General features: G+C 60.8%; 20 protein-coding genes and 1 pseudogene. 8 read left to right on the plus strand and 13 right to left on the minus strand.

Features of this window, described 5'->3' with window-relative positions; translation table 11 throughout:
• Window positions 1–79: 79 nt before the first annotated feature.
• The 3 genes from AC25BC_RS30305 to AC25BC_RS30315 form a co-directional block, all read right to left on the minus strand.
• Window positions 80–340, minus strand: a complete 261-nt coding sequence (locus tag AC25BC_RS30305) for a hypothetical protein (RefSeq protein WP_012763191.1) — start codon at window positions 338–340, stop codon at window positions 80–82.
• A gap of 48 nt (window positions 341–388) precedes the next feature.
• Window positions 389–1,177, minus strand: a complete 789-nt coding sequence (locus AC25BC_RS30310; protein ID WP_128438706.1) for a DNA polymerase III subunit epsilon — start codon at window positions 1,175–1,177, stop codon at window positions 389–391.
• 811 nt (window positions 1,178–1,988) lie between these two features.
• The gene (locus AC25BC_RS30315) at window positions 1,989–2,657 is read right to left on the minus strand and encodes a hypothetical protein (protein WP_128438707.1); all 669 of its coding nucleotides are present in this window, start codon (window positions 2,655–2,657) and stop codon (window positions 1,989–1,991) included.
• Between the two features lie 341 nt (window positions 2,658–2,998).
• Here AC25BC_RS30315 and AC25BC_RS30320 point away from each other — a divergent pair, with 341 nt between their 5' ends.
• Complete coding sequence (locus AC25BC_RS30320; protein WP_128438708.1) at window positions 2,999–6,283, plus strand: GH36-type glycosyl hydrolase domain-containing protein; 3,285 nt, start codon at window positions 2,999–3,001, stop codon at window positions 6,281–6,283.
• 27 nt (window positions 6,284–6,310) lie between these two features.
• Here AC25BC_RS30320 and AC25BC_RS30325 read toward each other — a convergent pair whose 3' ends face one another.
• From AC25BC_RS30325 to AC25BC_RS30365, 9 genes and pseudogenes are all read right to left on the minus strand, one after another.
• Complete coding sequence (locus AC25BC_RS30325) at window positions 6,311–7,051, minus strand: FadR/GntR family transcriptional regulator (RefSeq protein ID WP_012763187.1); 741 nt, start codon at window positions 7,049–7,051, stop codon at window positions 6,311–6,313.
• 213 nt (window positions 7,052–7,264) lie between these two features.
• Window positions 7,265–8,029 (minus strand): 2-dehydro-3-deoxy-D-gluconate 5-dehydrogenase KduD, encoded by a 765-nt coding sequence (gene kduD, locus AC25BC_RS30330; RefSeq protein ID WP_281023994.1) that lies wholly within the window; start codon window positions 8,027–8,029, stop codon window positions 7,265–7,267.
• On the minus strand, window positions 8,026–8,862 hold the full coding sequence (gene kduI, locus AC25BC_RS30335; protein WP_128438710.1) for a 5-dehydro-4-deoxy-D-glucuronate isomerase: 837 nt from the start codon (window positions 8,860–8,862) through the stop codon (window positions 8,026–8,028). The genes kduD and kduI overlap by 4 nt, the downstream gene beginning before the upstream one ends.
• Before the next feature lie 630 nt (window positions 8,863–9,492).
• Window positions 9,493–9,639 (minus strand): DUF1127 domain-containing protein, encoded by a 147-nt coding sequence (locus tag AC25BC_RS30340; protein WP_003594835.1) that lies wholly within the window; start codon window positions 9,637–9,639, stop codon window positions 9,493–9,495.
• A 183-nt stretch (window positions 9,640–9,822) separates the two neighbouring features.
• Window positions 9,823–10,803, minus strand: a complete 981-nt coding sequence (locus AC25BC_RS30345; RefSeq protein ID WP_128438711.1) for a 3'-5' exonuclease — start codon at window positions 10,801–10,803, stop codon at window positions 9,823–9,825.
• Between the two features lie 197 nt (window positions 10,804–11,000).
• Entirely contained in the window at window positions 11,001–12,380 is a 1,380-nt protein-coding gene (locus AC25BC_RS30350; protein ID WP_128405902.1) for an ATP-binding protein, read from the minus strand.
• Entirely contained in the window at window positions 12,377–13,051 is a 675-nt protein-coding gene (locus AC25BC_RS30355; protein ID WP_012763182.1) for a response regulator transcription factor, read from the minus strand. The genes AC25BC_RS30350 and AC25BC_RS30355 overlap by 4 nt, the downstream gene beginning before the upstream one ends.
• Window positions 13,052–13,173: 122 nt before the next feature.
• Window positions 13,174–13,435: pseudogene (locus AC25BC_RS30360) on the minus strand (hypothetical protein).
• Between the two features lie 95 nt (window positions 13,436–13,530).
• A complete protein-coding gene (locus AC25BC_RS30365) occupies window positions 13,531–14,421 on the minus strand; it encodes a haloalkane dehalogenase (protein ID WP_128405904.1) in 891 nt (296 codons plus the stop codon).
• On the opposite strand from AC25BC_RS30365, the gene AC25BC_RS30370 reads away from it, so the two are divergent.
• From AC25BC_RS30370 to AC25BC_RS30380, 3 genes are all read left to right on the plus strand, one after another.
• Complete coding sequence (locus tag AC25BC_RS30370; RefSeq protein WP_128438713.1) at window positions 14,422–14,934, plus strand: MarR family winged helix-turn-helix transcriptional regulator; 513 nt, start codon at window positions 14,422–14,424, stop codon at window positions 14,932–14,934.
• Between the two features lie 63 nt (window positions 14,935–14,997).
• On the plus strand, window positions 14,998–16,269 hold the full coding sequence (locus AC25BC_RS30375) for a flavin monoamine oxidase family protein (protein WP_128438714.1): 1,272 nt from the start codon (window positions 14,998–15,000) through the stop codon (window positions 16,267–16,269).
• 230 nt (window positions 16,270–16,499) lie between these two features.
• Window positions 16,500–17,531 carry an aldo/keto reductase gene (locus AC25BC_RS30380; protein WP_487778577.1) on the plus strand — a complete coding sequence of 344 codons (1,032 nt, stop codon included), beginning with the start codon at window positions 16,500–16,502 and terminating at the stop codon, window positions 17,529–17,531.
• Between the two features lie 157 nt (window positions 17,532–17,688).
• On the opposite strand, the gene AC25BC_RS30385 is transcribed toward AC25BC_RS30380, so the two are convergent.
• Window positions 17,689–19,473 (minus strand): trimethylamine N-oxide permease, encoded by a 1,785-nt coding sequence (locus AC25BC_RS30385; protein WP_128439153.1) that lies wholly within the window; start codon window positions 19,471–19,473, stop codon window positions 17,689–17,691.
• Between the two features lie 250 nt (window positions 19,474–19,723).
• On the opposite strand from AC25BC_RS30385, the gene AC25BC_RS30390 reads away from it, so the two are divergent.
• The 4 genes from AC25BC_RS30390 to AC25BC_RS30405 all read left to right on the plus strand — a co-directional run bounded on the left by AC25BC_RS30390 (window position 19,724) and on the right by AC25BC_RS30405 (window position 23,567).
• The gene (locus AC25BC_RS30390) at window positions 19,724–22,093 is read left to right on the plus strand and encodes a trimethylamine N-oxide demethylase (RefSeq protein WP_128439152.1); all 2,370 of its coding nucleotides are present in this window, start codon (window positions 19,724–19,726) and stop codon (window positions 22,091–22,093) included.
• 281 nt (window positions 22,094–22,374) lie between these two features.
• On the plus strand, window positions 22,375–22,584 hold the full coding sequence (locus AC25BC_RS30395) for a cold-shock protein (RefSeq protein ID WP_003548109.1): 210 nt from the start codon (window positions 22,375–22,377) through the stop codon (window positions 22,582–22,584).
• Window positions 22,585–22,713: 129 nt separating this feature from the next.
• Complete coding sequence (locus tag AC25BC_RS30400; RefSeq protein WP_012763174.1) at window positions 22,714–22,938, plus strand: hypothetical protein; 225 nt, start codon at window positions 22,714–22,716, stop codon at window positions 22,936–22,938.
• A gap of 248 nt (window positions 22,939–23,186) precedes the next feature.
• Window positions 23,187–23,567, plus strand: coding sequence for a DUF6481 family protein (locus AC25BC_RS30405; RefSeq protein WP_128439151.1), 381 nt, complete (start codon window positions 23,187–23,189; stop codon window positions 23,565–23,567).
• The last annotated feature ends 16 nt before the right edge of the window (window positions 23,568–23,583 follow it).

The following is a 23,583-nucleotide window of genomic DNA, read 5'->3' on the forward strand; positions in this document are numbered from 1 at the left end:
GTTAACTTGGCGAATGGGTTGAAATCATCAGCCGTGCCGAGCCCCATGGCCCGATCGCGCATTTGGAGCGAAAACTGGCCTACGATTTCGGCTTAAAGAACCTGTCGGCTTCCTTCATCGCGTTCTGCGCCGAGCCATACAGCGCGCTTACGGCATCGCGCATTTCGGCAAATGCCTGCATGGTTCGTGGCGAAATGTAATCGCCTCTTGCTTCAGCATTGAGCCGCAAAGCTCTCTCGCAATCGGCGGCAATTCTATCCAGCTCCGGGGAAACCCGATAGAGCCGTTCCAAAATGGCGTCGATGTCACCCTTGGCGCGTTCAGACATTCGTTCTGCCATCAAACCCTCACCGCTGTGTCCCTTTTCCCTGCAGGAGCCGAAGAACTCCTAAAACAGTGTTCCCTGCTCGGCTTCGTCAGCTACTTTCATGTCCGCGTCGCCTCGCCGGCGAAGTTCCGTCTCCGCGCTGAAGCGGAGGTCGGCATCCCGATCGCGAGCAAACGCCTGCAATGCCGCAATATCCAGCCGATCCCAGCTTTTGCCACGCGCTGGGCCAGAAGGTACTCGTGGCAAAAGACCGGGCTCGCTGCTCCATTTCACCAGTTGCTCGAAGGTGGATTCATTCAACATGTCCCGCAAATGGTGTGCGGTTACGTATGCATCTGGCATTGCGCGATGGGCGGGAAGGCCAATCGCGTGCACCAGTCCCTCGGGCATACGCAGATACCGGAGCATCTGGTTGGAGAACCTCGGCAGTTCAGGCCACAGCCGAAGCGCGCATTTCCATGTACATATCCAGGCCGCTCCGCCGGTAAATCTGGGGGTGCAGTAGCGCTGCTCGAAACTTGCCCGATGTGCAGCCAGTGCGATCACTCCACCTTCCGGCCGTAAGACGCTGGAGGCGATTTCTTTCCAAAAAGGTGCCGTCGCGACCTCCGCGTCCACGATGTGATGTATTGCCATCGTCTCAGGAGAGATCGGTCGCCCTGGATTTATAAGCAATGATCCGCGCTCTTCGTCAACCTGCCATCCCCCGTCATGGCCAAGCACGACGTCCTGCCATCCGACCTCGCAAACATCATTCAGGCCATTCCCGGCTGTTTCGAGGTCAACGACCCGGATGCGAGACTTATGATCTACCGGTTTTGATGGGATCCCACTGCTCTCGATCAACATATTTATCTATTTCGGCCGAATGCCGTAAAAGTCCAGATATCGCTCGGACACGATGCGACGGGCTTGCTAACGATTGTCGACAAGGTCGACGTGCTTAACCTGAGCGACATGGCTAAAAGAGGCCTGCTCCGCCACCAGCACTGATCAATTTGGAGAATGTTCCGAGCGGCAGGTCACTGTGCCCAATGTTCCGGAAAATAACCGGGACCACTTACCAGGCCTGAGAGATCGGGACTTTACGCGACGGCGTCACGCCTGTATTGCAGCGCCACTTCAAATCGCCTGCCGACTCGTTGGTTTTCGCGCTTTGAGCAACAAAAAGGGCGCTCCCCGGACACGGGTTGAGCGCCCTATAAGTTTTTCTCCATTGCAATCGCGGACCGAAGCCAGCGCCTGGGAATTGGGAGGCCGGTCGATCAAACCCGGCGGCAACGCGTGATTTTCGGAGACAAAAAAAGAGGGCCGACGGTAAACCGTGGCCCATTAATTGTGGAGATATAAACCTCCAGAGGGGAACAGCTGAAACGACGGAACTGGGAGGAAAGCCGTCGTGTTGCATCAGCTATGATCGTTATGCTCCTTTTTTGACCAGTTGGAAAACATTTTTTGTGCAACGCAGCTATGCAATGGCGGACCATCTAGCCGAAAGTAGACCGTGTTTGAAGGCTGCTACCGCGCCTGGATCTTGAACTTTTTAGAAGGCGTCGATCTGGCGCCGGACTACGCCGCAATGGAACGAGCCATCCACTGGAGAAGAGGCCATGCGTGAGGATGCGATGCCTTTGATCGGGTTCGACGATTTCGCTTGATTTTACTCGGCGTCGTCGTTCGCCTTTGGGAACAGTTGCAGCACATTTGACCCGCTCGGGTGCGCGACAGTGCGAGCCTTTGGGCGCTGCGAGTTGTTTTCCCCAGCCTTTTGGACAGCTGAAACGAGACCTTCCCGCTGGCGATAATAATCTGGCTTGCCAGGCAGGGTGAGGTCAAACTCTTCAAGCATGCGCTGAATAATGTCCATCGCTTCAGCGGCCAGACCAGCATAACCTTCTTGGCGTCGTTCAAAGAAGCCATCGTATCCGGGCCTGGAAAGGTCGAGGCTATCCAACGCATAAGAAAGGGTCTTCACTCGGTTCGACAACCACAAAATTTCTTCTGAAAGCTCGGTATTAAAAAGCCCCCAGTTTGCGTCACGCGGAAGAGCAAGGGTTGGATCGGGAACGTGAAACGCGAATTGGCCTTCATCCATAGGATTGAATTCTGGCATGTCGTGAACGGCCGCATAGCTGGCTCCGACAAAATCGTCTAGGGCCAGCACCGTCAGCATCGCCAGATTTCTAACCTCGGCTTTCGGGCGCCGGTTGATCCCAGACTTCGCAAGTCGAATGACGATGGGAAGCAAGGAGCCAGCGGCTAAACCGCCAGCGCCGATGAACGCTCCCATTGCCATGATCCCTTGAGTGGTTTCGAAGAACTGCGTCAATAGTCACCTCGTTGAATAGGAGCTGCGAGTTGCATCAAGAAGCACGCACAGACGGAATCAGCGGTTTCCGTCCCAGTTTGCCTTGAACTTAAACGATAGGGAACTCCGTTCCCGCCGGTATGGCGCCATCGGGCAACCTGACGCCTCGTCACCGGCGACCACTGTTCCTTTGAGGCCTTGGCAATGACCTATCGCTGCAACTATCGAATTAGAACATCAAGTGATATCGACTGGCCTGGCTTTCAAGGACCAAATCGAGAACCGGCGATGTTGGTAAGATTTCTCTCAACCATTTTGCGTCATCCTCCAATTCCCCTCTGAAGCCAATCGACGAGATCTCAATGGCCACGGACCTTGACCGCAGTTTTCAAATGCCCCGACGCGACGAGCTTGGCCTCTTCACGATCAGCAACGGTTCCGGCCTGTCGATATCGGCGCTGCCGAACGGCACCCTGTTTGCCATCGAATATGCCGACGACAAGGGATCGGTGCAGATCAACCAGATCCAGGGCTCGCCGCTGACCGGCGGCGTCAGTCGCCTTTATCTGCGTATCGGTGGTGCGGCACCTGATGTCGTCGAGCTTGTCGGGTCTTTCGCCGATGGCAGCTTTGGGCACGATGCGACAAGTCTCTCCTGGAGCGGCAAGAGAGGCGATATCGGCTACAATGTCCGCCTCGAGCTTCATCCCTCCGAAACGGCCTGGTTCTGGCGTGTTTCCATCCGGCATCTGAAGGATGGCACGCTGCCGGTCGATCTGGTGCTGATCCAGGACGTCGGTCTTGGCGATCGCGGCTTCCTGATGAACAGCGAAGCCTATGCCTCGCAATATGTCGATCACCATATCGCCGATCACGAGACATTCGGTTCTGTCGTAATGAACCGGCAAAATCTCAAGCAGTCGGGTGCTCGCAACCCCTGGCTCGTGCAGGGCTGCCTCGATGGGGCGGCTGCCTATGCCACCGATGCGATCCAATTGGTACAGGCGAGTGACCGTCTCGGCGACTTGCTGGTCGGCCCCTTCGGCACCAACCTGCCGAGCAAACGGCGCCAGCAGGAGACGGCATGCCCCGCCATCCAGTCAAAATCGCTTTCCGTCCCGGCAAGCGGTGCGACCGCGACCTTCTTTGCCGTCTTCGCCGCGGATCATCCCGAGGCATCGAGCGATGCCGACCTTTCACGGCTTGACGAGCTTGCGGCGACAGAGGGGACGGCGGCCGATATTGCCGAGGCCGCGCCGGTCCGCAGCCTGCTCCAGGATGCTGCTTTGCTGAAGGCCGAGGCGCTGGATAAAAAAATGATCAGCCAGCTCTATCCGCAACGGAGCCTGGAAGAGCGCGTCGACGGAAAGCTTCTTTCGTTTTTCGTCTCCGACGGCGTTTTGAACCGCCATGTGGTCCTGCGCGACAAGGAGCTCTTGGTAGCGCGCCGTCACGGGGCGATCGTCAGAAGCGGTGAGAATATGCTGCTCGACGATAGGACGCTTGCCGCGACCTGCTGGATGCAGGGTATTTTCGCGGCCCAGCTGACGATCGGCAATACGTCCTTTCACAAGCTCTTTTCGGTCTCCCGCGACCCCTACAATCTGACCCGCGCCAGCGGGCTGCGCATCATGGCCGATGTCGGCGCCGGCTGGCAGCTTCTGGCGGTGCCGTCGGCTTTCGAAATGGGGCTCAGCGATTGCCGCTGGATCTATCGCCTCCCTGAATGCACGATCATCGTGTCGGCGGTCGCCTCCGGCGAGGATGCGGCGATGCAGTGGACCGTCTCCGTCGAGGGCGAGCCGTGCCGCTTCCTGGTGTTTGGTCATGTCGTGCTCGGCGAGCGCGAATATGATGCGGGCGGGCAGATCGAATTCGATACGTCGGGCAAACGCATTCTTTTCCGGCCGGACCCGGCTTGGCTCTGGGGCGAGCGTTATCCCGACGCCGGCTACTGGCTGGTGAGTTCGACGCCCGATGCCATCGAAGAGATCGGCGGCGACGAACTGCTCTACAGCGATGGGGTAACACGCAACGGCGCTTTCGTGGCACTACGATCACTGATGACGCAGGCGCTGTCGTTCGCTGTCGTCGGCTCGATGACAGATGCGGCGGAAGCCGAGCGCCTGGCGCAGCGTTATCAGGCCGGCGTCACCGATGAAGCCATGCTTGCCCCGGCATCGAAATTCTGGCGGAACACCGTGCGCGGCCTGACGGTCGCCAGCACGTCGCCCGACCTTGCCGCGCAGACGACCCTGCTGCCCTGGCTCGCCCATGATGCAATCGTGCATCTAAGCGTGCCGCACGGCCTCGAGCAATATACGGGTGCGGCCTGGGGCACACGCGACGCCTGCCAGGGGCCGATAGAATTCCTGCTCGCCTACGAGCATGACCGCGAAGCCAAGCAGGTGCTGAAAACCGTCTTCAGCGAACAATACCTGGGAAAAGGCGACTGGCCGCAATGGTTCATGCTGGAGCCCTATGCCAACATCCGGGCGGGCGATAGTCACGGCGATATCGTCGTCTGGCCGCTGAAGGCGCTCTGCGACTATATCGAAGCGACCGGCGATCTCGCCATCCTCGACGAGAAAGTCTCCTGGCGCGATGAAAAGACAATGGCCAGGGCGGAGCTCGACACTATCGCAATCCATGTCGAGAAGCTGCTCGATACCGTTCGCGAAGCTTTCATCCCCGGAACGCATCTGATCCGCTATGGCGAGGGAGACTGGAACGATTCTCTGCAGCCGGCCGATCCGCATCTGCGCGACTGGATGGTCAGCAGCTGGACCGTTGCCCTGCTCTACGAGCAGATCGTGCGTTATTCGGCGATCCTGCGCCGCCTCGGCCATGGCGGCAAGGCCAAAGGCTTGAGGAAGATCGCAACGGCGATGCGCCGGGATTTCAACCGCCATCTCGTGCGCGACGGCGTCGTGGCCGGCTACGGTATCTTCGATCCCAGCCATGACGGCGTCGAATTGCTGCTGCACCCGAGCGACCGGCGCACCGGCCTGCATTTTTCGCTGATCTCGATGACGCAGGCGATGCTCGGCGGCCTCTTCACGCCGGCTCAAAGACAGGGTCATATGAAGCTGATCGAAGAGCATCTGCTCTTTCCCGACGGCGTACGACTGATGGAGAAGCCCGCGACCTATGCCGGCGGACCCGAGACGCTGTTTCGCCGCGCCGAATCCTCCTCCTTCTTCGGCCGCGAGATCGGGCTGATGTATGTGCATGCGCATCTGCGCTACTGCGAAACGCTGGCGCTTGATGCCGAAGCGGAAGAGCTCTGGAAGGCGATCGCCCTCGTCAACCCGATTTCGGTCACATCGGCGCTGCCGCATGCATCACTGCGCCAGCGCAACACCTATTTCAGCAGCAGCGATGCGGCTTTCCATGACCGTTATCAGGCAGCGGCCGAATGGGAGCGCGTCAAGGCGGGAAAGATCGCCGTCGACGGCGGATGGCGGATCTATTCAAGCGGACCCGGGCTTTACACCAGGAGCTTCGTCGAAAATATCCTCGGCTTCAAACGGCGCTTCGGCCGCCGCAAACGCAAGCCGCTTCTTCCCGCGGTCCACGCCTCTGCCGATCTGCAAACCGACCACGCCGTCTGGCGGCGGCTGATGAAGCCGAAGCCTGAGGTGTGAAGCGGGCGCGCCTCATGCACCGCGGCATTATGCGGTAGCGTCACGCAACTCTTCGAAGCGCGCGGCGCTCTTCGACAGGTGGCTTCGGATGGCGCGGCGCGCGGCGGGCTCGTCGCGGTCGCGGATCGCCGCGAATATGGCATGGTGTTCCCTGCGCATGCGCGCCGCATGGCGCTTGCGCTCGGCTGATGTCATCTTGTCCAGGCGCGCCCATTGCCGTGGCACCATGATGTTGCCGAACGTATCGAAGAGACGGCCGTAATAGGAGTTCTGCGTCGCGACCAGAATGGACCTGTGGAAGGCGTAGTCTTCTTGCGCGCCATATCCACCCTCCTCAAGCGCCTTGTCGAGGGCATCGAGACGATCCTGCATGCGGTCGATATCCTCCTGGGTGCGCCGCAACGCGGCAAGACCGGCGGCTTCGTATTCGACCCCCATGCGCAGCTCCAACACGCGCAGAACCTCGTCGATCGACTGCAGGTCGTTGGGAATGATGGAGAAGGATCGGGGCGTCGGATCGTTCGAGACGAAAGCCCCAAGGCCTTGCCGCGTGGTGATCAGCCCCTTCGCGCGCAGCGCTGCGAGCGCTTCGCGAACGATCGTCCGGCTGACGCCTGTCGCAATCATGATCGCCTGTTCGGTCGGCAGGCGCTGGCCGGGCTTCAGGTCGCCGGACTCGATTTGCGCCGTCAGCATATCGGCAAGGTTGCTACGCAGGTTCGGCGCCTGCTGAATGGTGTTGAAGACCGCGTTGTCCTTGTCTGCCATCCTGTTTCGAGATCCTGGTGTCGAGGCGGCCGCGCCGACCCGTTTCCTGTTCGCATTCCACATATAAGTCGAGAGCGTCGGCAGCGGCCCTCGCTCACAATCCCGAAAATCCGAATCGATTTTCGGGGTTATGCGCAGATCGAAGCGATAGAGCGTCCTGGCACGTCTGAAAAGACGCGAGGCGCTCTCGGCGTGATCGGTCGGTGAGACCGATCAGCGCGCCAGCCAGCCGCCATCGACGGACAGCACCGTTCCATGCACGTAGTCGGATGCCGACGATGCCAGGAATACCGCCGCACCGCCGAGTTCGGACGGCGTTCCCCAGCGCCCGGCCGGGATGCGGGAAAGGATGGCGGCATTGCGGTCGGCATCCTCGCGCAGCGCCGTGGTGTTGTTGGTGACGAAGTAGCCAGGGGCGATGGCGTTGACGTTGACGCCCTTGCCGGCCCATTCGCAGGCAAGCAGCTTGGTCAGTCCGGCGAGGCCGCTTTTCGAGGCGGTATAGGACGGAATCCGGATGCCGCCCTGGAAGGAGAGCAGCGAGGCGATGTTGATGATCTTGCCCCTGCCCTTGTCGACCATATGGCGGCCGGCTGCCTGCGACAGGAAGAAGGCGGTCTTCAGATTGACGTCGATCACCGCGTCCCAGTCTTCCTCGGTGAAATCGAGCGCATCGGCGCGGCGGATGATGCCGGCATTGTTGACGAGGATGTCGAGGCCGCCGAAGGTCTGGATGGCCTCAGCGACGATCCCCTTGACCGGTTCGATGCTGGCAAGATCGGCCTTGACGACATGGAAGCGGCTTCCCGCTTCCTTCACCAGCGCCTCGGTTTCGTCCATCGAGGAGCGCCCGACGGCGACGATCGACGCACCGGCTCCTGCCAGTGCGGCCGCGATGGCCTGGCCGAGGCCAGTATTGGCGCCGGTGACGACGGCAGTCCTGCCGGAAAGGTCGAAGGGATTTGCCACGACGCTCACCTCAGATCCGCAATGGCGATATGGTCCATGTCGGTGAAGCTCTTATTGTCGCCGGCCATCGCCCAGATGAAGCTGTAATTCTTGGTGCCGGCGCCCGAATGGATCGACCAGGGCGGCGAGATGACCGCCTCTTCGTTGGCGACAAGCATATGCCGGGTCTGCTGCGGCTCGCCCATGAAGTGGAAGACGCGCTGCTCTGCTTCGAGATCGAAATAGAGATAGGCTTCCATGCGACGGTCATGCGTGTGGGCCGGCATTGTGTTCCAGACGCTGCCCGGTTCGATCATGGTGAAGCCCAGGGTGAGTTGGCAGGACTGGCAGACCTCAGGATGGATGAACTGGTAGATCGACCTCTTGTTGGCCGTCGCGGCTTCGCCCGGCGTCAGGTGACGGGCCTTTTCGCGGGTGAGCAACACGGTCGGGTGCGCTTGATGGGCTGGCGTCGAGACCAGATAGAACTTTGCCGGATTGGCGGTATCCGTGCTCTCGAATCTGATGTCCTTGGCACCCTTGCCGACATAGAGGCAATCATATTTGGCAAGATCGTAATTCGTGCCGTCGACGATGATGCGGCCGGCACCGCCGATGTTCAGAGCGCCCAGTTCACGTTCGGCAAGGAAGGTTTCCTGTCCGATCGCTGTCGGCGCCGTCAGCGTCAGCCCGGGGCCGATCGGCGTCGCGCCGCCGATGACCATCCGGTCGTAATGCGAATAGGTGAGCCGGATCTCGCCGCTCGCGAAGACGGTTTCCACCAGAAAGTGACGCCTCAGCGTCTCCGTGTCGAAATCACGCACGGCCTCCGGATGGGAGGCGTGCCTCACGTCGATCTGCATGTCAATTTTCCTTCCGCTTCATTGTCGCCAGGGGTCGTCGCTATTGCGCAAGCCGGTCTTGTCCGGCGTATTCCGCTGCGGCGGTATCCATCCGGTTACATAGTTGTACGACAAGTTTGGTGTCAACAGCTTTGTCGGTGCGCGCTTTAGGAGATGCACGGGCCGGCAAGAGCACGAAAGCAAAATTGGGATAAGAGCAAAACGCCGGAGGTGATGACACCATCGTCATGCGATGGATTGATCGCTGGCGGTCGCTCTTGGCGCGATCCGGCAATGCTATCGCCCAAAACGAAAAAGCCTGCCGCGGGAGGAGGTGCGGCAGGCTTTCGTAAAAAACCGAACGACAGCTGGGAGGAGGAGTGCTGTCATTCCACAGACGGCCCTGGGAGGAGGATGGGGCGCCTGTATATCGAAGGGATGCGGGAGGAGGTGCATCGCTTCGATAGAAATAATCATACTTATTTCTTGCTCAGTTGATAGGCATTTCTTTGCAGGGCAGCTATGCGTTATGCGAAAAGCGGGAGGCTCGATCGCCTTGATTCCACCTTGCCGGAAGCACAAAAGCAAAGCGCCCGCTCGGGAAGAAGCAGGCGCTGGCATGGTCTTGAAGATGCTTGGTCTAAGCTGCCGTTAGCGGGCGATGGCTGCGCGCGCGACGTTGCGGATGTCGCCGCGGCCGATGCCGAGGTCGTCCAGTTCGCGTGCGGACATACGACCCAGTTCGGCGACCGTCTGACGGTACTTGCGCCAGTTATTGAAAGAGCGTGCTACGTTCATGATGATCCCCTTTCGTGGGCTTTCGAAGCTTAGCTGCCAGTCCTTGGCGCTTTGTTCGCTTCGATGAGTTGTATATAGTATGGGGCATCCGGTTATTGCAGCGCCAATGCATCACTGCACCTATGCGGCAGTTGCATGGGTCGCCATATCTAGCAGCCAATCAGGATCCGAATCGCTTCGCGGTCAGAGTTTGAAACGATCGAAGGCCGTCAGCCGCACCATCGGCGGCTCCGCTTCGGCCCATCGGTAAATATCCGAGCGCAGATAGGAGAGTTCGTCGTTGAGATCCTCTTCGCCGACTTCGATCCACCAGGACTTCAGGCGGCCGTCGCTGCCGTCCGACCAGCGATAACCCCTCGCCTTCAGATGATCCTTCATCTCGAACGGGCTGTGTTCGGCAAAGACGCGGATGCGCGAGCGCTGGCTGGCGCGGTAAAGCTCGGTGAACGGGCTTTCACCGTCGTGTTGCTCTCGATCGAGGATTTCCAGCAGCGCATGGCAGTCGTCCACGGCACGATGGCCTTCATGGAAATATCCGGCCTGGCCGACGAGATAGCCGAGCTTCGTGCCTTCGAAGCCGCGGGCGCTCCAGTCGATCTCCGAAACCGAGCATGCCCAGGCCTTGCCGGTGAAAATCTTTGAGAAGGCCTCGCAGAACGGCCGGTCGAATCCGGCATTATGGGCGATGATCAGATCCGCCGGCTCGATCAGAGTTCTCAGCGACTGGATATCGATGAGCTGCCCTTCGACCATCGCATCGGTGATACCCGTCAGCCGGGTGATCTCGGGCGGGATCGGCCGGGACGGCTGTTGCAGGCCGCCGTAAATGCCGACGATATCGCCGATCGCCCCATCATCGTTGAAGGTGAAGGCGACGGCGCCGATTTCGATGATCTCGTCGCTGCGGTGGTTGAGACCGGTGGTCTCCGTATCGAGAATGACGCCAAGGCGCGAAAATCCGGGCCGTTTGACTGACGCAATCGGGCGGGCGACCAGCTTTCTCAAGATGCGATAGTTGCCGCTCTCTTCGAGCGCCCGCGCCATGTCCTCATCGGAGTGGACGACCGGCTGCGACGGCCGCCGGCGCGCTGGACCGCGCGCCTTAGCCGTCACGGGCGATGCCTTGGCAAACATGTCGAGTTGCGAATCTCTGTGCACGCTCATCGAATCTATATGTCACGCAGACGCGATTTAATCCATCGCACGCACAGCGCTGCGCCTCTTTTCGAGAGGCGCAAAGGACGCAACAAAGCATGTCGCGCAAAAGTGTGGAGCGGTTTTGCGACAACGACATGCGCAAAACAAAGACCTAAAGCGTGGCAAGCGATCTGAAAGATCGCGAGGCGCTTTAGCGCGTTGAATTATGCAGTAGCCAGATGCGATGGGGTATAAACGCCTGCCGATTTGTCCGGCGGGAAGCGCAGCCGGCAGACCGCGCCAGGACTGCGGTTGTCGATCGTCACCTCGCCGCCGTGCATGCGCAGGATGTCGCGAACAAGGTTGAGGCCGAGGCCGGCACCGCGTCCGTCGTGATGGCGCTTGAAGAACGGCTCGAATATCCGATCCTCCATATCGGCGGGGATGCCCGGTCCCTCGTCGCTGACTTCGATCCAGTTGCAGCCTGATGTCAGCGAGATGATGCCTTTCCTGCCGCCGTGGTTGATCGCGTTCTGCAGGATGTTCATCAGGGCGCGCTGCAGCGCCAGGGGATCGCCCTCGATCTCGCCGGCGCCGTCGACATCGAACTGCACCGTGTAACCGGCGGCAAAGGCCAGTGGCGCCATCTCGATGATGACCTTCCTCGCCAGTTGGCCGAGATCGACCTTGATGAACTGGACCTTGCCCTGTTTCAGTCGCTGAAGATCGAGCATCTGCTCGGTGAGAACGGCAAGCCTTGCGGCATCTTCCAAAAGGTCGGTCTTGATCGAACTGTGCGGCAGGGATCCAATTCTCGTGTTCAGGATGGCGATCGGTGTGCGCAGTTCATGGGCGGCATCGGTCAGAAACCGTTCCTGCCGCTCATAACCCTCGTCGAGACGGCCGAGCGCGCGGTTGACGGCATGCACCAGCGGCGCGATCTCTTCGGGAGTATCGTTTTCCGACAGCCGCCCGCCACGCTGGTCGATATCGATCGTATCGGCCTGGAGCGCGGCCTGGTCGATCCCGACCAGCGACCTTCGCACGACCAGCGGCGTCGCGATCAACGCACCCAACGCCATCACTGCGACGATCGGAATAACAATTTTCGCAAGGACCAGCGAAAGCTTGAGCAGGATGAAGGTGGACGAGTTTGGGCCGTCGGTGCCCGTCAGAAACTGCACCTGTCCCCCATCCGTGGCAATCCACTTCATTCGGGCAGCCGGACGGTCGTGGTCGTCGAGATTCGAGCCGAATTTGGCCTGGCCGACATGATCGAGCGTGTTGCCGATTGCGGCGTATTCTTCCGGAACCGGGCCCTCGGTCAAAACATGACCCTGCAGGTCGCGTATGGTGTACCAGAGATCGGGCGCGTCCTTGCGCAGCTGTCGCAGATCCTCGGTCTCCCTCAGGCTCAATTCTCCGGTGGGCTGGCGGAACACGGCCTGGCGCAGGACCTCGATCGTGCCCTCCGTCGACCTGAATTCGGATATCTTGCCAACCGAAATCAGCACGATCATCACCAGGATGAGGACGACCGATTGGACGGCAAGGAGCCGCCAGAACAGGCGCTTGCGCAGCGAATAGGAGCATCGTTTGCTCATGATGCTTCACGCAGGAGATAACCCACGCCCCGGATAACGTTGATGACGACACCTGCTTGCGATGCCGCCAGCTTGCGCCGCAACCGCGATATGTGGGAATCGAGCGCGTTCGACTGGATCTCGTCGTCGAAGCCGAAGACCGCTTCCATCAAGGCCGGTCGCGGCACCATACGACCGGCACGGCGCATGAGGCATTCGAGCACCAACGCCTCCCGGCGCGGCATTTCCAAACGCAGGCCGGAGACGATGATGTCGCAATAGGTTGGATCGAACGAAAGCCGCCCGATCGAGATCAGCGCCGGGCGCAAGGTTTCGGAGCGGCGCATCACGGCACGCAGCCGCGCCAGAAGTTCGTCGAAGACGAAGGGCTTGGCAAGGTAATCGTCGGCCCCGGTCTCAAGGCCGGTGATCCTGTCTGGAACCTCTCCCTTGGCGGTAATGACGATGATCGGCAGCGTCAGCCCCTTCTTGCGGATCTTCGGAATGAGTTCGAGACCATCGCCGTCGGGCAATTGCCGATCCAGAAGCACGGCGTCGTAGGCGCCGTCGCCGATCACCATCTCGGCGTCGCACAGCGTCGAAACGTGATCCATCACCATGTCGTGCCTGGTCAGGGCGCCTCGGAGCGCCACAGCCATTTGAGGTTCATCCTCGATCAGTAGTATGCGCATCTCTTATTCCTATCGGGGACTGCCGGTCCACAGGTGGAAACCATATCACCATCAAGCAAGTCTGCGGTGCCTTCAGAGCATCGAATGGAAGATCGCCGCCTCCTAGCAAAGGATCCTATCCATCATGATGCACGGCGCTGCTCGATCAAAGCCATCGGTTGGTACCTGCGGCTGATGCGGTACTGCGGCCGGCGGGATATTGCGCAAGGTCCAGCCGATGCTCTTTGAGACAAGACCGAGGGAGTCGAGGATTTCGATGGGCACCGAGCATTTTGGGCCAAAGGTCAGGCCCGCAAGGCGCGGGCCTGATGGCGTGATCGAAGCGATGCACAGCGGTGCACGAAGCCAAGCAAGAAGAAAGCGTCGTCGATCGAAACGTGGCATTGGACCTTCACAGTGGCTGATTGATCCCACCCATGAACCGGCTCAACATTGCAACAGTCTGTCATGTCGCAATAACGGTAACGCAGACGCAGATTTTATGTCTGAGACGCGACCTTCCGCTGCGCTGTTCTGAGCCCCTTCCTGTCGATCCAGCTTTTGATTTCGGCGGCAATCGCCTCGGGCTGGTCCTCGGGGGCAATGTGGCGCGCCGGCCCGCACCCCCTGATCTCCAGGCCGGCGATATTGTCGCGGCACCACGATATCATCTCGCTGCCGATCAACAGCGTTTCGGAGGGACCGTCGAAGGTCAGCAACAGCTTGGGAGTCTGAGGACTGGCGCAAAGCCAGCGGTCATAGGCCTCGATCCTGGCGACCACGTCGGCCGGCTCGCCGTTGATCGGCATGGCGCGCGGCCATTCCAGCAGCGGGCGCCGGCTGTTACGGTCCGGATAGGGTGCTCGGTAGACATCCCAGTCGGCATCGCTCAGCCCTTTCAGCGTGGTCGCGCGCAAGGCCTGTTCGATGAAGAAATTTTCGTCGAGGACCTTGGTCTCGCCGGTTCCCGCACCCCGCAACAGTTCATAACGCGCCTTTCCGCCGCCCGGCAGATCATACCAGCCCATCGGCCGCAGGATGGTTTCCATGAAGGCGATGCCGCGCACCCGCTCGACGTGGCGTGAAGCCCAGTCGAATGCCAGCGCGCCGCCCCAGTCGTGGCCGACGAGCACGACGTCGTCGAGGTCAAGCGCATCGAACCAGGCGTCGAGATAGGCGATGTGATCGCCATAGCGATAGCCGATATCGGGTTTGCCGGAGCGTCCCATGCCGATGAGATCGGGCGCTAGGTAGCGGCCAGGCCCGATACCGGGCATGATGTTCCGCCAGAGATGCGATGAGGTGGGATTGCCGTGAAGGAAGACGATCGGGTCGCCCTCCCCCAGCTCCTCGTAGGAGATGAACGAGTTGAGGATATCGATGGTCGGCATATGGAGCTCCACGCTTTCGTGCTATATAGGCAGGCGACTGTCCATCTATCATATAGACAGGTAACTGTCTATATCGCTGCGCGGGGTTTCATGTCGTCTTCTTCCCTTGGCCTGTTGTTGCGTCTGGTCCATCAGCATTGGACACAGGCCGTGGAAGCGGCACTCGATGAGGCCGGCTACGGCGATATCCGCCCGCCGCACGCCAATGTCTTTACCTTCGCGCGGCCGGAGGGCATCCAGGTCAGCGAGCTGACCAAGCTCGCCCGTGTTCGCAAGCAGACGATGACGCAGGCCGTGGAAGAACTCGAGCGCTTGGGTTATGTCGAGCGCCGGCCCGATCCGACTGACCGGCGTGGCCGGCTGGTGTTTCTGACGGAAAAAGGCCAGGGGGTCAGGCCGATAGCGATGGCGGCGGGCCGGCGCGTCGATGAAGGCTGGGCCGCCCTGACCAGCCAGCAGCAGATGGACGATTTGCGGACAGCACTCCAGCGGCTGCTGGAGCAGCTGCAATAGCGAAGCGGGGCTGGCTTGAGACGACCCTTTCCACTTAACCGTCGCACGACCGAAGGAAAATACATGCCTGGTGACAACAGCAAAGGTGCCGACGAGGACGTCGTCATCATCGGCGCCGGTGCCGCCGGCATTGCCGCCGCCCGTCGCCTACAGGCAATCCGCCCGGATCTTTCCATCCTCCTGCTTGAAGCTGGCGATCGTCTCGGCGGTCGCGCCTGGACGGTTGGACTGCCTGAGGCCGCCGATATCGGGCTCGATCTTGGCTGCGGCTGGCTGCATGGCGCGCGGACCAATGCCTGGACTGCGATCGCCGGAGAGGTCGGACTGACGGTCGACCACACACCTGCGCCCTGGAACGATGGCGGACGGCGGCTTCAGCGCGATGACGCAAAGGCGGGTGCGGCAAGGCAGGCGATCGGCGCCTATTTCGAGCGGCTGGAGAGCCACGCGGGCAATGATGCAGCCATGGCCGATATGCTCGAGCCCGGCAATCCCTGGAACGGCCAGATCCGGGCGGTCGGTACCTACATCACCGGCGCCGAACTGGAGCGGTCGTCGGTCGTCGATTACAACAGATATGATCCCGGCCCCGGCCCTGACTGGCGGGTGCGCGAGGGCTATGGGACGCTGGTCTCGCTTTACGGCAAGCCGGTTCGGGCAAGGCTCGGCACCGAAGTCACGCGCATCGACCATCGTCATGCCGGCCGTATCGGCATCGAGACGAACCAGGGTGTGCTCAGTGCCCGCGCGGTGCTGGTGACGGTTTCGACGAATGTGCTTGCCGCCGGCAAGATCGCCTTCGACCCGCCTTTGCCTGACAAGATCGAGGCAGCAGCCCGTTTGCCGCTCGGGCTCGCCGACAAGCTGTTCTTGAGGCTCGCAAATCGGGAGGCGTTGCCGGCGGACACGCATATGTTGGGCTCTCCCCGTCGCAGCGCGACCGGCACCTATCAGCTCCGGCCGTTCGGCGCCCCCGTCGTCGAAGCCTATTTTGCCGGCGACCTCGCGCATGATCTTGAGGGGCAAGGCAGAGAGGCCGCCTTCTCCTTCGCTGGAGACGAACTGTCGGCACATTTCGGCGCGGATATCCGCAAGGAGCTGTCAGTCGCCGCGATGTCGGCCTGGGCCGCAACGCCCCATATCGGCGGCTCCTATTCCTACGCCGAACCCGGCGCCTCCGATCAACGCGGCCGTCTCGCCGCGCCGCATGACGAGCGGATCTTTTTTGCCGGAGAGGCCTGTTCGACGTCGCGTTATTCGACGGCGCACGGCGCCTACGAGACCGGTGTCGCCGCAGCCGATCGGATCGCCGGTTCGTTTTGGCAAAATCCGTGATCCTCGCCGGGCACGACGGCAGGCAGGAATATTTTTTTCTCACTTGGTCGCGCGGGCGGGATTGGTTATGCTGCCCTCGCCCCTGAGTTCCCAGCCCAGGGCGCTATACGTCATCCGGCGGCAAGCGGCCGCCTCAAGCACAATATTGTCATTGTCATTGATTGCAGGAGCCCCGGCTTCTACCCCGACGTTTGCACGTCGGCTGCGGGTATCCGCATGAGGAGGAAGAAATGGATTATCGCAAGCTCGGTCCCAGCGGGACCGTCGTCACCGCCTATTGCCTCGGAACCATGACCTTTGGCGCGGAGGCCGACGAGGCCGCGTCGCACAAGCTGCTCGACGATTATTTCGCCTGGGGCGGCAATTTCATCGATACCGCCGATGTCTATAGCGCCGGCAAGTCGGAAGAGATCATCGGACGCTGGCTGAAGGCCCGACCGACCGAGGCCCGCCAGGCGATCGTCGCCACCAAGGGACGCTTTCCGATGGGCAACGGACCCAATGATATCGGCCTGTCGCGCCGGCATCTTAGCCAGGCGCTCGACGATTCGCTCCGCCGCCTCGACCTCGAGCAGATCGACCTCTACCAGATGCATGCCTGGGACGCGCTGACCCCGATCGAAGAGACGCTGCGCTTCCTCGACGATGCGGTATCCTCCGGCAAGATCGGCTATTACGGCTTCTCCAATTATGTCGGCTGGCACATTGCCAAGGCCTCGGAGATCGCCAAGGCGCGCGGTTATACCCGTCCGGTGACGCTGCAGCCGCAATATAACCTGCTGGTGCGCGACATCGAACTCGAGATCGTCGCGGCCTGCCAGGATGCCGGCATGGGTCTGTTGCCGTGGTCACCGCTCGGCGGCGGCTGGCTGACCGGCAAGTACAAGCGCGACGAGATGCCGACCGGCGCCACCCGCCTCGGTGAAAACCCCAATCGCGGCGGCGAATCCTATGCGCCGCGCAATGCGCTGGAACGAACCTGGGCGATCATCGGCGTCGTCGAAGAGATCGCCAAGGTGCAGGGTGTCAGCATGGCGCAGGTGGCGCTCGCCTGGACAGCGGCGCAGCCGGCGATCACCTCCGTGATCCTCGGCGCCCGCACACCGGAACAGCTCGCCGACAATCTCGGCGCCATGAAGCTCAAACTCTCCGACGACGAGATGGCAAGACTGAACGAGGTGAGCGCGCCTCAGCCACTCGACTATCCCTACGGCAAGGGCGGCATCAACCAGCGCCATCGCAAGATCGAGGGTGGGCGCTGAGCCCTCCTTCCGCCTCCGAACGAACCCTGTCCGCTTCTCGTCGAGGCGGACAGGATGCCAGTCGATGGCGGCGAGACGATCAGGCGACGCCCGCTTCCATGAAAAAGCCGCCATGTTTCCATGGCGGCTTGACGGCCTGTCTGCTTGGGAGGCGATTTTAGGCCGGAAGCTGGAAGATCACATTGGCGATCAGGACGATCGCCAAACCGCCGGCGAGTGCGAGATAGGGCAGCATGCCGGCTTTCTTGACGCCGAGATCCTGGCCGACCAGGCCGAGATCCTCCATCGCGCCTGCCGGGAACTTGCCGCCGTCGCGCACATAGTGGCGATAGGCGAAGACCGGCAGGATCAGGGCGGCGAAGATGAAGCCAACCCAGAGCGCATTGGAATAACCCCAGACCTTGGCACCGGCGCCGAGAAACAGCGCGTTGACGAAGGCCAGCACGGTGTTAAGGCCGATCAGCCAGGTCGGAGCCTTCCAGGGGCGTTCGATATGGCCGGAATCCATCCGGTGAATCCAGCCGGAATTGAGGTTCAGGAAGTTGAAGATGATGTAGCCGACATTCGAGACGGCGAGCACGAAGAAGTAGCCGCCGACATCAGAGGCGATCGCCAGCAGGAAGAGATTGAAGGCGAAATCGGTCCACATCGCCCTGGTCGGCGCGCCGTGCTCGTTGACGTGGTCGAGATATTTCGGCAGCCAGCCGTCCTTCGAACCCTGGTAGAGCGTGCGCGAGGAGCCGGCCATCGCGGTCATGATGGCGAGGAAGAGTGCCATGATCATCAGTACGACGAGCAATTGAGTGACGATCCGGCCGGCGCCGATCAGGCCGCCGAGCGCTTCGGCAACACCTGTGCCGTCGACGATGCCGGGGGCCAGCATGCCTGCATGGCCGAGAACGCCCTGGAAGGCGAAGGGCACGAGGAAGAAAAACAGGCAGCAGGCAAGGCCGGAATAGAAGATCGCCTTGAAGGTGTCGGTCTTCGGGTTCTTGAGTTCGCGGGTGTAGCAGACGGCCGTCTCGAAGCCGTAGGTCGACCAGGCGGCGATATAGAGGCCGCCGAGGAACAGCGTCCAGCCACCATTGCTCCAGGTGCCGTCGGCAGCGGCATAGGCCGCCGTCGGCGGCACGAGGCCGGTGACGTTGGTGGCGAGGATCTGACCGCTGACGATCGGATAGAGGCCGATGATGAGCAGCGGCACCAGCACGATGATTGCCAGCCACTTCTGCACGCTTGCCGTTTCCGAAATGCCGCGATGCTGAATCGCGAAGATGATCAGCATCAGCATGCCGCCGATGAAGAAGGTGGCGTTGATATTGGCGGTGGCGAGGAAGGGAATGTTGAAGCTCAAGAGCGACCAGCTGCGGATCGCCGGCGTCAGCGCTGCGATACCGTCGGTGCTGAGCAATGCCTTGACGGCGTCATCCGGCGTGGTGCCGGTATGGGCTGCGATATATTCGGCGACGCGGGGGCTGTCGGCCGTGATGGAAGCGGCATGCGCTGAGATCCAGTCGAGGACCATTTGCGAATCCGCTGCAGGAATCGGGTAGAATGCGTTGAGGATGTAACCGGCGGCGATGGCGCAGCCGAGCGACAGCACCGGCGACCAGGCAAACCAGTTGCACCAGACGGAGAGCGGCGCGATGAATTTCGAATAACGCAGCCAGGCGGTGGCGCCATAGACCGAAGCGCCGCCGGATTTGTTGGCGAACATGCCGGCGATTTCGGCATAGGTGAAGGATTGCAGAAAACCCATCACCATCGAGATGATCCAGACGACGAAGGCGAGCTTGCCCGTCGTGCCAGCGATGCCGCCAATGGAGAAAAGAACGAGCGGCGGCACGCCCGCAGCCACCCAGAATGCGCCCTTCCAGTCGAGCGCACGTACAAGCTTACCTTCGGCGCCGGATACAATCCCGGCCTCCACAACGTCTGTCATCGGTGAAATTCCCCATTCTATTTGTTCCGGACGTATCTTTGTACGTCTCCCTGAACGTGTCTCCCTGACGGTCTCAAGCCCGCTCGGATGATTTTGACGATCCGTGTTCCCGACGGATTCCCCGAGTCTCAACTCTTTATGCATAGTGAAGATATTTTCTTTTTAGTCAACATCACTTTACTTTCCCGGGGCATTTTGTAACCTGCATGGGTGGGTGTCCGAGGACGCCCGATCCTCCCATGAGGGCAGTATGCGAGAACTTCATCCTGCTATGACGGGCCTGCGGCCGGCCGCTCCGAGCCTCGTGCACTATCCCGGCATTTCCACCTTGCCGGAAGGAACCGAGCGCTACAGGGCAAAGGGCGGCGGATCGGTCGTTGTGCGCGTCGAGCCGGGCGATGGCGTCATCGTCATCGACAGCGAGGGCGGACAGGTCTGCGAAATCTCCTTCCTCGACGAGAAAGGGCGGTTCCTGGCGGCCGGTCTCGGAACGGCATTCAGCAATTCAGCCGATGGTTTGAAGGCCATTCTTCAAGCGGAGGATGAGGGTGCTGCCCGCACGCGTGCAGCGCTTCAGCGTCGCGGCGCCGATCTTGCAAAGGCCGGCGCGCTCTGCATTTTCGGGTCGGGATCGACCCCGGGCAGCAGGGCGGAATTCACGATTTCCATGAAGGGCCTGCTGATCGTCGCAGCACCGGCCAGCGCCATGTCGCCGGAGGCGCAGGATACAGCGACGCCGATCGAGATCAGGATCAAGCGCAGCCTGCTGATCCGCGATTATGCCTCCGCTTTGCCGGAACCGGCCGCCGATCCGGTCGAGGATATTCGCATCCGGGCGGCGACCGCGGCGGCCTATTTCGTGCGTGCCGGCGAATTCATCCAGATCATCGACGTCTATGGACGCCAGTGCACCGATTTCCAGGCGTTTGCCGCCCGCAAGGTCGACAAGGGCCTCGACCTCGCGCTCGATTCCACCGTCACCCGCACGCTGCTCGGCCGCAGCTATCCGATGCCGGGTCTCCCTTCGAAGGCCTTCGACCGCGACTTCGAGCCGCTGGTCGAAATCGTCCAGGATACGGTCGGCCGTCACGACGCTTTCGCGACCGCCTGCAATTCGCGCTACTATGACGACATGGGTTATCCCGGCCACGTCAACTGCACGGACAATTTCAATGCGGTGCTGGCGCCTTACGGCATTGCCGGCCGCAAGGGCTGGGAAGCGCTGAACTATTTCTACAACACCAATATCGACCACAATAACCAGCTCTATCTCGACGAGCCCTGGTCGCGTCCCGGCGATTATGTGCTGATGCGGGCGCTGACCGATCTCGTCTGCGTCTCCTCGTCCTGCCCTGACGATATCGACGCTGCGAACGGCTGGGATCCGACGGATATCCACGTCCGCACCTTTTCCGGAAAAGAGAAATTCTCACGAGCGGTGGCCTATCGCATGACCCCAGATGCCGACGCCGAACTGACGCGCGAAACCGCCTTCCATCCCCGCCTCTCCGCCTTGACACGCGACTACACCGAATATCGCGGCTACTGGCTGCCGAACCGCTTTTCCAGCGAAGGGCCGGTCGAGGAATACTGGGCCTGCCGCGAGCGCGCCGCCGTCATCGATCTCTCGCCCTTGCGGAAATTCGAGGTGACGGGGCCGGATGCCGAGGAACTGCTGCAATATTGCCTGACGCGCGACGTGCGCAAACTGTCGACCGGCCAGGTCGTCTATTCCGCCATGTGCTACGAAAACGGCGGCATGATCGATGACGGCACCCTGTTCCGGCTCGGCGACAAGAACTTCCGCTGGATCGGCGGCGATGATTTCAGCGGCATATGGCTGCGCCAGCAGGCGGAGAAGAAGGGCTTCAAGGCCTGGGTCCGCTCTTCGACCGACCAGATGCACAATATCGCCCTGCAGGGGCCGAAGAGCCGCGATATCCTGAAGGAGATCATCTGGACGGCGCCGCGCCAGCCGACGATCGGCGAACTCGAATGGTTCCGCTTCACCGTCGGCCGCATCGGCGGCTTCGAGGGTGCGCCGATCGTCGTCTCGCGCACCGGTTACACCGGCGAACTCGGCTACGAGATCTTCTGCCATCCGAAGGATGCGCTGACGGTGTTCGACGCCGTCTGGGAGGCCGGCCAGCCGCACGGGTTGAAGCCGATGGGATTGGAAGCGCTGGACATGGTCCGCATCGAGGCGGGCCTGATCTTCGCCCATCACGAATTCACCGACCAGACCGATCCGTTCGAGGCCGGGATCGGCTTCACGGTGCCGCTGAAATCCAAACAGGACGATTTCATCGGCCGCGAGGCGCTGATCCGGCGCAAGGAGCATCCGCGCCATCTGCTCGTCGGCCTCGACATCAAGTCCAACGAGGCCGTCGGCCATGGCGATTGCATTCATATCGGCCGGGCGCAGGTGGGCGTCGTCACCAGCGCCACGCGCTCGCCGGTCCTCGGCAAGACGATCGCGCTCGCACGCATCGATGTGATGCATGCAAACCCGGGCACCGAGGTCGAGGTCGGCAAGCTCGACGGCCACCAGAAGCGCCTGCCGGCGACGATCGTGCCGCTTTCGCATTACGATCCGCAGAAGACGCTGCCGCGCTCGTAACGCCTGCTTTGGAGGTCGGGAAACGGCGATCGGTTGTTGATACTGTCGTTGACGCGCACGACCGGCGAGATGCAATCTTATGGCGATTTGGCGGCTCAAAAAAACTAAAAGTTGACATATCCGGCTTCGATGATTATATCTCGGTGGTCGATATTGCTTGTTTGACTTTTGTTATCGCACGCTGGCAGCGTGCCCTGGACGAACTTCCCTCTTCAAAATCGAGATCATCATCCGTCGTGCTTTCGCACGTGCGGTCGTCAATTGCTATGAAAGGGTTTGTTATGACCACTGGCACCGTTAAATGGTTCAATTCCACCAAGGGCTTCGGCTTCATTCAGCCTGATGACGGCGGCGCTGACGCCTTCGTCCACATCTCTGCCGTCGAGCGTGCTGGAATGCGCGAAATCGTCGAAGGCCAGAAGATCGGCTACGAGCTTGAGCGCGATAACAAGTCGGGCAAAATGTCCGCTTGCAATCTCCAAGCCGCTTAAACTGAAATCTGCTTTCCTTTGACCGCGGATGTACCGGCACAGTTGAAAGTATGATACTATCAAGGTCAGGCAAGTTGCCTGGCCTTTTTGCTGCGTTCCGCCAAGCGGGCTGATAAATCCAGGATTGATATGACAGAGTCACACAGCAAATCACGCAAGCAGGCGGAGATTGCCTTCGGAAACGCGCAATCGCAGTTCCTGGCGCGAAGCCGCGCGGTCGAAGAGATCGATTCGACCATACGTGCCCGCGAGGAAAAAACCTTGCGGTTACGCGAAGCGCGTGAAGCCAAGGAATTGCAGGATCGCTTGACAGGGGGTACTGCTCCCAGCGCGAAGCGAAAAAAGAAAATCTGACCCAACGGCATAATTCCTTAAATCGGTCCGATTTCAGGATAAAGCGATGCAGCAGTTCAAGGTATTACAGCGCCCTTTGCGCGTCTTAAGACGTGCGGCGCGCTAGAACAGGATGATTTTAGGCAGGGTCGGCCTAAACTCTGAATCCTGTTCTACATTATTTAGTTAGAGCATGGTGTCGTCCGAAAACCGCGCACACTTTTCGGCATCATGCTCTAGGGTCGAAGTCAAACAGTCAGGAAACAGATTTGAAAAACGCCAAAAACAACGAGCTTTCCGATCGCCGCAGCGCCGCTGCCGAAGCCAAGGCGGCTCTCCTCAATGCGTATCGTAGCGCCAAGGATTCAGCCGAACCGACAAGGCTGGCAAAGCAGGCGGAGCGTCAAGCCATTGCCGCGGCCAGGGAAGGACGTCGCGCTCAGCGAGAACGGGTCAAGCTCGAGGAACTGGAGCGGGCTCAGGCCGCCGAGGCCGAACGTCAGGCTGCCGCCGAGGCCGCAGCACGCGCCGATGCCGACGCGCGCGAAGCAGCTGACAAAGAGCGGATCGCCCGCGTGATTGCCGACGAAGCCGCCCGAAAGGCCGAACGCGACCTGCGTTACGCCAATCGCAAAGCCAGGAAGTCCTGATCGTCAGCGCCGCCTG

This window comes from Rhizobium sp. WSM409, assembly GCF_057653825.1.